Source organism: Polyangium sp. 6x1 (genome assembly GCF_029946515.1).
In the GTDB taxonomy this organism is placed as follows: domain Bacteria; phylum Myxococcota_A; class Polyangia; order Polyangiales; family Polyangiaceae; genus Polyangium.
This window is the reverse complement of sequence record NZ_JARZHH010000013.1, coordinates 150,506-162,388: the sequence shown is the minus strand read 5'-3', so window position 1 is coordinate 162,388 and position 11,883 is coordinate 150,506. Positions and strand designations below refer to the sequence as shown.

The 11,883-nt window shown below is 70.5% G+C and carries 12 protein-coding genes; 6 read left to right on the top strand and 6 right to left on the bottom strand.

Going from position 1 to position 11,883, the window contains the following annotated elements; genetic code table 11:
• Positions 1-283: 283 nt before the first annotated feature.
• From QHF85_RS15535 to QHF85_RS15525, 3 genes are read right to left on the bottom strand one after another with little or no spacing between them, the layout of a single operon-like run.
• Positions 284-871, bottom strand: coding sequence for a hypothetical protein (locus QHF85_RS15535; RefSeq protein ID WP_281327958.1), 588 nt, complete (start codon positions 869-871; stop codon positions 284-286).
• Between the two features lie 11 nt (positions 872-882).
• Positions 883-1,593 (bottom strand): alpha/beta fold hydrolase, encoded by a 711-nt coding sequence (locus QHF85_RS15530; protein WP_281327957.1) that lies wholly within the window; start codon positions 1,591-1,593, stop codon positions 883-885.
• Positions 1,594-1,627: 34 nt separating this feature from the next.
• Positions 1,628-3,646: a hypothetical protein gene (locus tag QHF85_RS15525; protein WP_281327956.1), complete on the bottom strand. Its 2,019-nt coding sequence runs from the start codon at positions 3,644-3,646 to the stop codon at positions 1,628-1,630.
• Positions 3,647-3,735: 89 nt separating this feature from the next.
• Here QHF85_RS15525 and QHF85_RS15520 point away from each other — a divergent pair, with 89 nt between their 5' ends.
• Complete coding sequence (locus tag QHF85_RS15520; RefSeq protein ID WP_281327955.1) at positions 3,736-4,257, top strand: tetratricopeptide repeat protein; 522 nt, start codon at positions 3,736-3,738, stop codon at positions 4,255-4,257.
• Positions 4,258-4,654: 397 nt separating this feature from the next.
• On the opposite strand, the gene QHF85_RS15515 is transcribed toward QHF85_RS15520, so the two are convergent.
• Together QHF85_RS15515 and QHF85_RS15510 are read right to left on the bottom strand one after the other, a co-directional pair.
• The gene (locus tag QHF85_RS15515; RefSeq protein WP_281327954.1) at positions 4,655-5,407 is read right to left on the bottom strand and encodes a hypothetical protein; all 753 of its coding nucleotides are present in this window, start codon (positions 5,405-5,407) and stop codon (positions 4,655-4,657) included.
• Positions 5,404-7,440: a hypothetical protein gene (locus QHF85_RS15510; RefSeq protein WP_281327953.1), complete on the bottom strand. Its 2,037-nt coding sequence runs from the start codon at positions 7,438-7,440 to the stop codon at positions 5,404-5,406. The genes QHF85_RS15515 and QHF85_RS15510 overlap by 4 nt, the downstream gene beginning before the upstream one ends.
• A 246-nt stretch (positions 7,441-7,686) precedes the next feature.
• Between QHF85_RS15510 and QHF85_RS15505 the strand changes: the two genes are divergently transcribed.
• From QHF85_RS15505 to QHF85_RS15485, 5 genes are all read left to right on the top strand, one after another.
• Entirely contained in the window at positions 7,687-8,445 is a 759-nt protein-coding gene (locus tag QHF85_RS15505; protein ID WP_281327952.1) for an SDR family NAD(P)-dependent oxidoreductase, read from the top strand.
• Between the two features lie 167 nt (positions 8,446-8,612).
• Positions 8,613-9,032 (top strand): RidA family protein, encoded by a 420-nt coding sequence (locus tag QHF85_RS15500; protein ID WP_281327951.1) that lies wholly within the window; start codon positions 8,613-8,615, stop codon positions 9,030-9,032.
• A complete protein-coding gene (locus QHF85_RS15495) occupies positions 9,029-9,610 on the top strand; it encodes a MarR family transcriptional regulator (protein ID WP_281327950.1) in 582 nt (193 codons plus the stop codon). The genes QHF85_RS15500 and QHF85_RS15495 overlap by 4 nt, the downstream gene beginning before the upstream one ends.
• Entirely contained in the window at positions 9,607-10,461 is an 855-nt protein-coding gene (locus QHF85_RS15490) for an enoyl-CoA hydratase family protein (RefSeq protein ID WP_281327949.1), read from the top strand. The genes QHF85_RS15495 and QHF85_RS15490 overlap by 4 nt, the downstream gene beginning before the upstream one ends.
• The gene (locus QHF85_RS15485; RefSeq protein WP_281327948.1) at positions 10,458-11,624 is read left to right on the top strand and encodes an acyl-CoA dehydrogenase family protein; all 1,167 of its coding nucleotides are present in this window, start codon (positions 10,458-10,460) and stop codon (positions 11,622-11,624) included. The genes QHF85_RS15490 and QHF85_RS15485 overlap by 4 nt, the downstream gene beginning before the upstream one ends.
• Positions 11,625-11,699: 75 nt before the next feature.
• Here QHF85_RS15485 and QHF85_RS15480 read toward each other — a convergent pair whose 3' ends face one another.
• Positions 11,700-11,873 carry a hypothetical protein gene (locus tag QHF85_RS15480; protein ID WP_281327947.1) on the bottom strand — a complete coding sequence of 58 codons (174 nt, stop codon included), beginning with the start codon at positions 11,871-11,873 and terminating at the stop codon, positions 11,700-11,702.
• Between the last annotated feature and the right edge of the window lie 10 nt (positions 11,874-11,883).

Genomic DNA, 11,883 nt, shown 5'->3' with positions numbered 1-11,883 from the left:
TTGGGGAAGAACTGCGCGATGCGCAGTTCTTCCCACAGGCCGCCGGTGGTAGCGCGTTGCCGAACGATAGGTCAGCGCTGCTGTCTTGGCCGGCAGGGTCGCTACGGGTCTTGATTCGGCCTGTGCGATGAACTGCGCACCGCGCAGTTCATCGTCCCGAGTCCAGCGCTTGCGCTGGTCCAGGTCCAGGGGCGGATAGCCCCGGTGGGGCCTGGGGCAAAGCCCCAGCGAAACGCCTTCGTGGACCTCCGGTGCATCGACCGCGATGCGGTCGATGCAAGCGTCAGAAGAAGCGCGACGGTCCAAACGAGGCCGTCGCCGCCGGCGTTTGCTGCGCCGGGTACGGGTTCGGCCACGCGTCGAGCATCGACTGCCGGTAGACCGTCAGGCGGAGGAAATCGATGCCGGCGAACGCGCCGAAGGCGAGCGCGTCGCCCGTGCCGTAAAGGCCCTGCACGCCGATCGAGAAGCCGAGCGGCAAGCCGAGCGTGAGGCCCCCGGCCACGCCGCGCGAGTACGTCCCCCAGAGCCTCTGGTAGCCGCCCACGTCGAGCGCGACGCCGACCTTTCCCGCCTGAAAGCCGTGCGTGGCGAACCGCGCGAGCAAGGAGAGGTCCAGGCCCTCGTCGATCACGGGCGTGAGCCGCGCGAGCCCGCCGACGATGAACGAGCCGTCCGGCGACGTGCCCACGCCGTAATCGAAGTTCAAATGCGCGCGCGGCGCGAGCGCCGCCGTCCCCTCTTTCCACGCGAGCGCCCCCGCCCCCGCGAAGGCCCACGCCGACGCGTCAGCCCGCGCCACGTCCGGCGCGAGCGCGACCCCGAAGGCGAGCGCGACTCCGATCCACGAAGCTTTCACGTTGCGACGCACGGTCCCCGCACCTAGCACGTTTTCCTGCGGCGGGTGAGGATCCGCCGCTCGACGATCCGCGCGACCTCCTCGTCGAAGAGCACCGTGTTGTGCCCTTGGCCTTCCATCACGACCACCTCGCCACCAGGCAGGGCGTGTGACACGGGCGAACGCAGCACGGCGTCCGCCCTCGCGATGATCGAGAGGTGCGGGACGTTCGCCGTGGCCGAAGCAGCGAGGCGGATCCTGCGCAGGACCGCGCTGTCCGGCGCGAGATCCCGCGCAGCCCCGAACCCGAGCGCGCTCGCCCCGACGACGCCCGCGAACGGGCTCGCCATCGAGATGGTCTGCACGACCCGCGTATCCCCCGCCTCCTGCGCATAAAACCGCGCCACGACGCCGCCGAGGCTGTGCCCCACGAGGTGGAGACGCGCAGCGCCGGGCAGCTCCGAGGTCAGCGCCGCGAGCCGCTCGGCGAGCTCCTCGATGCCAGGCCCCGGCGGGTAGGTCATCGCCGCGGCGTGAACGCCCTTGTGCCGCGTGATCGCCCGACGCATGGGACGCAGCCCGCCTGCCGACGCGAAAAGGCCGTGGAGGAGCACCACGACGTCGTCGCCGTCATGCACCTCGGCAGGTGCCGCGCCCTCGAGATCGTGCCGCAGGAGCCACGCCTGCCGCCCGAACGCGAGGGCCTCGCGGCCCGCGTTCACGAGCGCGCGGGTCCAGGAGGGACGATCCGCCATGCCGCGAGGATGCCACGGATGGCGCCCGTGATCTTCAAGGTCGCACGAGCCACGCGTGGAAGCTCCGCCACGCGTTTTGCTTCGCCGTGACGCTCACCCGATCACGCCCGCCGATCGAGCGAAGCGGCACACGCGCCTCGAACCATGCTCCCTCGTCCCGCGCCGGGATCTCCACGGTTTGTGTGCCTCCCCCGACGGGCTCGCCGTGCATGACGTGCTCGATCACGAGCGTGACCGGTCCGCCTCCGTCGGTCCGCAGCACGAGCGTCGCGGGGGCTCGCTCGACGTGCGGGGTGACGACGAACGACTCGCTTTGCCCCTGCGGGAGGATGCGCCCCGCGTCGAAGCGCGGGCGCCCGGCCTCGTCGCGCAGCGTCGCGCCGATCACCCACCCGGCTTGCGGACGCGGGAACGTGTATCCGTGCGCGCGTTCGTCCACGAGATCCGCGACGTCGACCTCGAAGACCGCGCCCGCCCGCGCCTCGCCAGCCGGCGCGAGCGAGGACCAGTCCGCCGCGTAAACGACCTTCTCGGGCGCGGCGCAGATCACGTTGTCCTCGATCCGCACGGAGAACATTTGCTTCCCAAACGATTGCGCGAGCTCCGGGAACCAGCCCGGGTAGATCGCCATCACGTCCGGCCGCTCGCTCGCCGGCATCCGCTCGATGAGCTCGATGATCGCGGGGATGCCGTGCACCGAGGCGCGGGCGAACGGCAGGTCGTGGTAGCCGCCGAGGCCGAGGCCATCGAGCGCGGAGAGGCCCGAGAGATAGGGAATCGCCCCCGCGTCGCCGACGAGGACCCGCCGAGGTCGCGGCGAGAGCGCGGCGAGACGGCGCGCGACCTCGGCTTGCTGATGCTCGATGTTGCCGGAGGCGCGCGCGAAATGATCGATCTGCCGCGGGAAGAGCCGCGCGGGCGCGAGCGTGGCGACGAGCGCGAGCGCGATCCCGAGCGCGCGAACGAACCGCCCCCTTCGCAGGAGCTCGCCCGCGCCGAGCGCCGCGGCGACGAGCAAGAACAGGAGCGAAGGCACTGCGTACCGGAGGTTCTGGTACCGCGCCGTCGTGTTCAGCGACACGAGCACGAGCATGCCGATCGCGCCCGCGACGAGCGGCGCCGCGAGCAGACGCATGCGCCGCGAGAAGACCGCCACGAGCGCGAGGAGCGGCACGACGATGGAGAAGGACGGACCTCCGAGCGCCACGTCGAACGCCTGCGCCTGCAGCACGGCGAGGTTCTTGATGACTTCCACGGCGGCCTCGATCGGCGTGAGGTACGGGTTCGTTCCGACGAGCTTGCGGACGGCGCCTGCCTGGCTGATTTCCCCGGTGAACACGAGGTTCGCCGTGGCTTGCGCGGCCAGGAACAACCCCATGGGGGCGAGGGCGCGGAGGAGCGACGCGAACGTACCGAGCGAACGTGCGCCGTACACGACGGCCACGCCGAGCGGACCGACGAGCGCCGCGGACTCCGGCCGCGTCGCCACGAGGAGCGCGCCCCAGAGCCCGAAGCGGAGCTGCGCCGAGGAACGCTCGGTCACCGAGGCCGTCGTCGCGCGCTGCGCCGCGACCAGCAGACGACCGAGGATCCCGGCGAAGAGCGCCGTCTCCATGCCCGAATAGAGGCTCCAGTCGACGAGCGGCACCGCGAGGAGCAGAGGCGCCGTGATCCAGGCTGCGAGCCGCGGCGCGCCTTCGAGCAGCTTGCGAACCGAGCGGCAGAGATCCCACAGGCAAACGCATGCGAGCGCCGCGGCGAAGTACGAGAGCTGCGCGCCTCGCAGGCCGAGGGCCCACGCCGGCGCGAGCACGAGTGGGTACGTGAGGCTCGTCCCGCCCGACGAGTAGCCGTTCTCCGGCAGCCACGCGAACGGGTGGCCGAGCGCTGCGGAGCGCGCGAATCCGTAGTGGATGTAGACGTCGTCGAGCGGGACCGGGAACGCCCCGTCCGTCCGCTGAAACCCGGGCAGCCAGAACGCGAGGCCCACCGCGATCACGAGGATCGCGGCGTAGACCTGGAACCACGCGCCCTCGCGGGGCTTGCCGAGCATCGAGCGGGATGAACCACGAAACGCGCGGGGCCGGAAGGGCGGACGTCTGCCCTACGGCGCGTCGCTCTTTCCGCGCGTATGCTTCGCGCATGGCAACGCAGACTGTGGATGCAGAAGACGCCGCCCGATGGGATGCGGTCGAGGAGGCGACCGAGCTCATGAACGACGGGCGCTTCGTCGAGGCGCTCGTCGCGCTGCGCAACGTCATCAAGGCCGATCCGAGGAACCCCTACGCGTTCCATTTCCTCGGCGCTGCCCTCTTCGAGACGGGGCAGCACGAGACTGCGCGTGACGCCTACCGCGCTGCCCTCCGCCTCGCGCCGAACTACCTCGGCGCGCGCGTTGCGCTCTCGAACGTCTTGCGCCAGCTCGGTGACCTCGACGGCGCGCTGTCGCAGGCGAACGAGGCGCTGCGCAGGTTCCCGGGCGACGGTGAGGCGATGCAGGCCGCTGGCCTCGCCTACGCTGCGAAGGGCAACCGCAAGGCTGCGAAGAAGCAGCTCGAAGGGTACCTCAAGTCGAACCCTGAGCTCGAAGCGCGGTTCGAGGTCGAGCAGATCCTCGGCATGCTGGGGATCGCCGGGGAAAACGAGCCGGTCGAGTTCGACTGAGACTCCGCCCATCGATGGCATCGACCGCACCGCGGTCGATGCACCTGAGGTCCAGGGCTGCGCCCTCCAAAAGGGGGGCGGACAGCTCTTTAAAATTTCCCCGCATCGACTGCGCTTCGCGCAGTCGATGCCCAGAGGTCCAGGGCTGCGCCCTCCAAAAGGGGGGCGGACAGCTCTTTAAAATTTCCCCGCATCGACTGCGCTTCTCGCAGTCGATGCCCAGAGGTCCAGGGCTGCGCCCTCCAAAAGGGGGGCGGACAGCTCTTTAAAATTTCCCCGCATCGACTGCGCTTCGCGCAGTCGATGCCCAGAGGTCCAGGGCTGTGCCCTGGTTCGGGTCCAGGGGCGAACAGCCCCTGGTCGGGCCCGGGGTGAAACCCCGGCGCAACGCTGTCACTCAGACATCGACGCGCGTGAGACAAGCCTCGGCGAGGGCTTTTGCGCCCACCGACTCGGCCACGCGTGCGGCTGCGCGGAAGCCTGCGGCGCGCTCCAGCGCCTCGGCTCCGCGACGCGCGCCTTGCACGCGGAACGACACGCTCCGTACGAATGCGCGCATCGCTGCGACGTCGTCTCCCGCGGCTGCGAGGACCTCGCCGAGTACGAGCGCTGCGTGCGCGGCCACGGCCTCGCTGCCTGGGTAAAATGGCTCGGCCAGCAGCCTCGTGAGGGCTGCGCTGTCCTTCTGGGAAGCTGCTTTCTGCGCTGCGATCTCCGGCGTGGGCCGTGGCGCGGGCTCGAGCCCGAGACGCGCCTCCAGGTACCCGAGCATGTCCCATGCGACGCGCCGGAACGCTTCGAGCCCGTCCGACGGCGCCTCCAGCACGCCGCCGCCGGCTCGTTTGCCCGCGCGATCGAGGTCTCGCACGATGACCAGATCGTCTCGCTCGCCGACCACGAAGAGATCGCCGTCCCAGCCGAGCGACTTCTCCTCTGTCAGCCATTTCGTTGCGGGACCAACTTCTTCGGGCCCGAGCAGCCGCGTGCCGTCGGCGAGAGCGAGCCCGCCTGCGTTTGCCCAGAGTGCTGCGAGATCCTCGGGCGCCTCGCCTTCCAGGTCCCATGTCCTCGGCCCTGGCGGACGGCGCCTCGTGATCGCTCTGGCGGCGCAGATGCGCGCCGCGCGCTCGCTCGCGGAGTCGGTCGTCATGGCAGCGAGACCTTTCCCTTCGGATCGTCGCTCAGGCTGCGGATGAACGTCGCGGCCTGCGTTCGGGCCTCCGGCACGTGGAAGACTACGAAATGCCCGTCCGAGTCCTCCGGCACCGGCCATTGCGCGAGCACGCCTGTCGCCTGCCCGTCCGCGAGGTTGCCCGAGAGCCCTCCCTTCGGGATCATCACGGTGCCCGGCCCGCCCCACGCGAGCTCGGGGATCGAGAACTGCGACGGGTTCACGAGTGGCAGACCCATCGCGATCGCGTGCATCTCGATCCCGCGCGGCGGCGAGTAGCTGTCGCCCGATCCGTCGGAGTTCACGCCTTCGGTCATGTAGATGCTCTTCGGCGCCATCCCGTCGCGCGGCGAGAGGGCCACGCGCTGCGCATAATGTAGCGGATCGGTCGTGTCTACGAGCATCTGCGCGAGCGAGAGCGCCGGGTGGAAGACGTCGAGCTCCCCCTCCTCCTCGGCTTTCAGGCTGAGAAAGACCGTCTTCACGAGCTGCGCGATGCTCGGCGACGGGCTCGTCTTCTCCAGCAGCGTGATCGCCATGACCGCCGACGAGCCCGAGAGCACGCCGCCGCGCGCTTGATCGTCCGAGGCGAGGAAGAGCGGCCCGTTGAGACCGCCCTGCGAGTGGCCGAAGAACGTGAGGCGCGAGCCGTCGAAGCGGATCGGCTGGCCCGTCACCGAGACCGATGCGGGCACCTCCATCTTCGACTCCGTGAAGAGCCGCGCGCGCTGCACCTCGTCGAGCGCGGCTTGCCGGCTGTTCGTCCGGGCCGCGAGGACGTTGTTCACGTTGAAGAAGAGAAGCGAGATCCGCGACGTATCGCCGTCCTTCGGCGCGCCTGGCCTGCGGCCGTGGAAGATCTGATCGACGCCCATCGAGGCGATGCACTGATCGGCGAGGCTGCGCGCGGTCCCGTCGTACACGTAGCTGCGGAAATCGCCGCCCGTGCCGTGCGCGTAGAGCACGATCGGAAAACCGTTCGCCGGCATGGGGCACGCGGGCGAGTTCGGTACGGTGAGCGAGAAGCGCAGATCGAAGGTGTCGACGACTGCGGGCGCGCCGTTCTCGTACTTGAAGGCGCCGCCGTCGCTCGGGCTCTCGAAGGGCAGCTTGCCCTCCTGGTAGTTCGGCGAGGGCCCGTAGACGCCGAGGTACTCGGTGCGCGCGTCCCATGTGCCGCCGATGATCCACGTGGACGGGTTCGCGGCGGGCGCGGGCACGTTCGCGCGCAGGTGATCTCGCGCGGCGAAGAGCTCCTCGGTCGGATCGTTCGTCCGGAAGACGGCGAGGTGCACGATGCGCCCGCGCTCGATCCCGGCCTTCTCGATCTCTGCCACGGCGGGCGCGAGCGCCTCCTTTGCGGCCGTCGCTGCGTCGCTCTCGGGGGTCTGCTCGCCGAGCGCTTGCGCGAGCTCGAAGCTCTTCGTGATCGTGCCTCCGCCTGCGCCGCGCACGCCGTCGGTCACGACGAGCGCGTACTGCGTGTGGGGCCGGAGCGGGAAGCCCAGCGTCGGCATGAACGCGAGCGTGTTCGACGGGTAATACACGCCCTCTTCCGCGCGGAACTTCACCGAGACGAGCCTGCGGGCCCCGTGCTCGGGCGACGCGGGATCGATGTCGAGCAGCTGCACCGACGCGCTCTTGTCGAGGGCGAGGGCCGGCGTCTGCGGGAGCGAGGTCGGGTCGAGCGGACCATCGAAGCGCAGGTAGCCCGCGGCTGCCGGCGAGAAGCCGTCGAGCTTGCGATCCATCGTGGAGATGTACGCGGCGAGGATCGGTACGAACCGCGGGTTCGGGTACCCTTCGAGGGGCACGGCGCCGTCTTCGAGGCGCAGATCACTCGGCCAGGGGTGATCGAAAAACGCAGCGTCCGCGAGCGCGGCGGGCGAGGACGGGGCCACCCAGATCGAGGTGGCTTCGGGCGGCAGCGTCGGCGCGGGGCCACACCCGGAGGCGCCGAGCAGAAGCGAAGACGATACGAGCGCAAAAGAGAAGCTCCGAATGTCGCGCATGACGGAAAAGTATGCATGACGGTAGCCCCCCGCGATAGGCCGGGGGCGCCTGCTTTTCGTGTCGCCACGCCGCGCAATTTCCGCACCCGCGGCGCCCCGGTCGTTCCCGTTTCGCCCGCGCCCATCGACCGCTCGGCGCGGACGGCTCCGTCCACCCGACCCGGGTTTTCATGGTTTCCGGACCCTGCCCGCCCATGCTCGCTCGGCCGCGTTGTCCTTTAGATGTGAATCTTTTATACGTGCGTCATGTACCTCGCCGGTCGAAATGCCCTGGTCACGGGCGGTGGTCGCGGGATCGGGCGCGCCATCGCCGAGCGGCTCGCCCGTGAGGGCGCTCGCGTCCTCGTCACGGGGCGCACCCAGCTCGAGATCGACGAGGTCGCGAGCGAGATCGGCGGCGTCGCCGTGCGCATGGATGCGAAGGACCGCGCGAGCGTGAAGGCCGCGATCGACGCGATCGGCGCGATGGGCCCCGTCGACGTGCTCGTGAACAACGCGGGCTTCGCCGAGTCGGTGGCCTTCGACCGCACGACGGACGAGATCTGGGACGACCTGCTCGAAGTGAACGTGACGAGCGCCTTCGCTCTCTGCCGCGCGTTCGTGCCCGGCATGATCGAGCGCGGCTTCGGCCGCGTGATCAACGTCGCCTCGAACGCGGGGCTCGTCGGCTACGGGTACAGCGTGGCCTACTGCGCGTCGAAGCACGCGATGGTCGGCATGACGCGCGCGCTCGCCGTGGAGATCGCGAAGTCGCCCGTCACCGTGAACGCCGTCTGCCCGGGATGGACGCGCACGCGCATGGGCGAGGAGGCGACCACGCGCATCGTGCAGAAGACCGGCCGGAGCGCCGAAGCCGCGCAGAAGATCCTCGCGAACATGTCGCCGCAGCAGCGCTTCGCCGAGCCCGAGGAGATCGCCCACGTCGTGGCCATGCTCTGCGCGCCCGAGGCCCGCAGCGTGCACGGCCAGGCCATCCCCATCGACGGCGGCCAGGTCATGAAATAGGAGGGGTTCGGGGCGAAGGGCGCCGCAGGCGACCCGCAGCCCCGAGCGACGAACGGAATTCGGGGCGAAGGGCGCCGCAGGCGACCCGCAGCCCCGAGCGACGAACGGAATTCGGGGCGAAGGGCGCGAAGGCGACCCGAAGCCCCGAGCGACGAACGGAGACGGCGATGAACGACAAGCTCACCTTCGTGAACCCGGAGGGCTTCTTGCCCCCGAAGGGATACTCGAACGGCGCCCTGGTCTCGGGGCCCACGCTCTTCGTGGCCGGCCAGATCGGCTGGAACGCGCGGTGCGAGTTCGAGACCGACGACCTCGCCGAGCAGTTCGCGCAGGCGCTCGACAACGTGATCGCCGTCGTGCGCGCCGCCGGCGGCGGCCCCACGGATCTCGCCAAGATGACCGTGTACGTGACGGACCTCGACGCCTACCGCGGATCGCTGAAGGCGATCGGGCAGGCGTGGCGCGCGCGGCTCGGCAAGCACTTCCCCGCGATGGCGCTCCTCGGCGTCGCGGGCCTCGTGGAGCCGCGGGCCAAGGTGGAAATCGAGGCCGTGGCCGTGCTTCGCGGGCCGACGGATCCCGCGTGAGGCGAGGCGCGCCGACCCGCAGGCCCGTGAGCGCGCCGCCCGTGGGCAAGGGCGAGCAGAACCCGGCCGTGCGCGCGTGGGTCCGTATCCTCGCCGTGCAGAAGTCTGCGCTCGCCGCGATCCGCGACGACCTCGAACACGAGATGACCTTGCCGCGGTTCGATCTGCTCTCGAACCTGGTGCGCGAGGATGGCCAGACCCTCGCGTCGCTGTCGCGCTCGATGCTGGTGACGGCCGGCAACATCACCGGTCTCGTCGATCGCGCCGCGCGTGACGGTCTCGTCGAGCGCAGGGCCGATCCGAACGATCGGCGTGCCTGGCGCGTGCACCTCACGCCGAAGGGCCAGCTCGCCTTCCAGCGCGCCGAGCGCCGTCACGCTGCGCGCGTCTCCAAGCTCTTCTCCTCGCTCAGCGGCAGCGAGCTATCGAGCCTCGTGCGGATGCTCGACAAGGTACGACAAACCATCCGCGGACCCGAGCTCTCGGCCGTTCGCGGCCCGCGCGGCGAGGCACGCCGCACCCCCGAGCGCGGCACGGGCAGGCGCCGCGCCCGCGCCAGATCCGAGGAAGACACGTGACCCTCTCGCCGAAGACCTTTGACCTCGAAATATCTCGCGGCATCGCCCAGATCACCCTGAACCGGCCCGAGCGCCTGAACGCGCTCACCTTCGAGGTGTACGGCGAGCTCGCCCAGACCTTCCGCTCCCTGGAGAAGGCCGACGACGCGCGCGCCGTGGTGATCACCGGCAAGGGCCGCGGCTTCTGCTCGGGCGGCGACGTCGAGGGCATCATCGCCGAGCTCTTCGCCCGCGACATCACGGGCCTCGTCGAGTTCACGCGCGTGACGGGCGCCCTCATCCAGAGCATCGCGGAGCTGCGCCGCCCCGTGATCGCCGCGATCAACGGCGTCGCCGTGGGCGCGGGCGCCGTCATCGCCGCGGCCTGCGATCTGCGCATCTTCGCCGAGAGCGCGCGCATCGGATTCATCTTCCCGCGCGTCGGCCTCTCGGGCGCGGACATGGGCGCCTCGTTCCTCCTGCCCCGCATCGTCGGGCGCGGCCGGGCCGCCGAGCTGCTCTTCTTCGGCGATCTCGTCGGCGCCGAGGAGGCGTATCGCATCGGCCTCGCGAACCGCGTCGTGCCGGACGCCGACGTCCTCGCGACGGCGCGCGGCTGGGCCGAGCGCCTCGCGAAGGGCCCGACGTTCGCGCATCGCATGACGAAGCAGATGCTCGAGAGCGAGCACGACATGACCCTCGCCGCCGCGATCGAGGCCGAGGCGCAGGCGCAGGCGCTCTGCATGGCGCACCCCGACTTCCGCGAGGCCTACGAGGCGAACAAGGCGAAGCGCCCGGCGCGCTTCCTCGGCGCGGAGATCTGCGATCCGCCGCCGGCCGCGCCGAAGGACGACGCAGGGAGCGAGACATGAGCGCCCGCTTCACGCTCTCCGTCCCGGACCTCGCGCCCTTCTTCGAGCAGCGCCACCACGACCTCGCGACGCTGCTGCAGACCGAGCACCTCGACGTGCTCAGGACGACCGAGGATCCGACCGAGGTCGCGCGCCTGCTCGGCGATCCCCTGGGCTTGTACGCGTACCTCGTGCCCGAGGCCTACGGCGGCGCCACGACGGGCCGCCCGGTCGACCTCGCGTACATCGACGTGCGCGCGCTCGTCCTCGTGCGCGAGGCGCTCGGCCAGGTCTCCGCGCAGGCCGACTCGATCTTCGCGGTGCAGGGCCTCGGCACCTACCCGATCCTGCTCGGCGGCTCGCAGGATCTCATCGCCGAGGTCGTGCCCGACGTCGTGCGAGGCCGTCGCCTCGGGGCCTTCGCGCTCACCGAGCCGGAGGCGGGCAGCGACGTCGCCTCCCTGCGCACGGTCGCGCGCAAGGACGGCGACGGCTGGGTGCTCGACGGGGAAAAGACGCTCATCTCGAACGTCCCGATCGCGGATCACCACGTGGTCTTCGCGAACGCGGATCCCTCGCTCGGCCGCAAGGGGATCACGGCGTTCTACGTCCCGAAGGGCGCGCCGGGCCTGACGCTCGAGCCGCTGCCGATGAGCGCGCATCCGCTCGGCCGCATGCGCCTCGAAGGCTGCCGGGTGCCGAACGAGCACGTGCTCGGGCACGTCGGCGCGGGCTTCCGCATCGCGATGGAGACGCTCGACGCGTTCCGCATCTCGGTGGGCGCGGCGGCGAACGGGATGGCCGCACGGGCGCTCACGGCGACGCTCGGTCACGTGAAGCGGCGGCGCCAGTTCGGCGCGCCGCTCGCGGATCGGCAGATCGTGCAGGCGTACCTCGCGGAGATGGCGACCGAGCTCGACGCCGCGCGGCTGCTCGTGGCGCGCGCCGCGCACAGGCGCGACACCACGGGCGAGCGCGTCACGAGCCTGGCCGCGATGGGCAAGATGTACGCGACAGAGGCCGCGCAACGCATCATCGACAAGGCGGTGCAGCTCCACGGCGGGATCGGCGTGCTCGAAGGGAGCGAGGTCGAGCGGCTTTACCGGGAGATCCGGCCGCTGCGCATTTACGAGGGGACGACGGAGATCCAGAAGCTCGTGATTGCGAAGGCGCTGCTCGGCTGAGCCGCCCTTCGATCACGGGCTCCGAGCCTTCGATCACGGGCTCCGAGCCTTCGATCACGGGCTCCGAGCCTTCGATCACGGACTCCCAGGCCTTCGATCACGGACTCCGAGGACTTCGATCACGGACTCCGAGACTTCGATCACGGACTCCGAGACTTCGATCACGGACTCCGAGCCTTCGATCACGGACTCCGAGCCTTCGATCACGGACGCCGAGACCTCGATCACGGACGCCGAGACCTCGATCACGGACGCCGAG

Bases quoted from the DNA above. Each gene is read 5' to 3' on its own strand.
- QHF85_RS15530 (WP_281327957.1), bottom strand. From the start codon at position 1,593: ATGGCGGATCGTCCCTCCTGGACCCGCGCGCTCGTGAACGCGGGCCGC.
- QHF85_RS15525 (WP_281327956.1), bottom strand. From the start codon at position 3,646: ATGCTCGGCAAGCCCCGCGAGGGCGCGTGGTTCCAGGTCTACGCCGCG.
- QHF85_RS15520 (WP_281327955.1), top strand. From the start codon at position 3,736: ATGGCAACGCAGACTGTGGATGCAGAAGACGCCGCCCGATGGGATGCG.
- QHF85_RS15515 (WP_281327954.1), bottom strand. From the start codon at position 5,407: ATGACGACCGACTCCGCGAGCGAGCGCGCGGCGCGCATCTGCGCCGCC.
- QHF85_RS15510 (WP_281327953.1), bottom strand. From the start codon at position 7,440: ATGCGCGACATTCGGAGCTTCTCTTTTGCGCTCGTATCGTCTTCGCTT.
- QHF85_RS15505 (WP_281327952.1), top strand. From the start codon at position 7,687: ATGTACCTCGCCGGTCGAAATGCCCTGGTCACGGGCGGTGGTCGCGGG.
- QHF85_RS15500 (WP_281327951.1), top strand. From the start codon at position 8,613: ATGAACGACAAGCTCACCTTCGTGAACCCGGAGGGCTTCTTGCCCCCG.
- QHF85_RS15485 (WP_281327948.1), top strand. From the start codon at position 10,458: ATGAGCGCCCGCTTCACGCTCTCCGTCCCGGACCTCGCGCCCTTCTTC.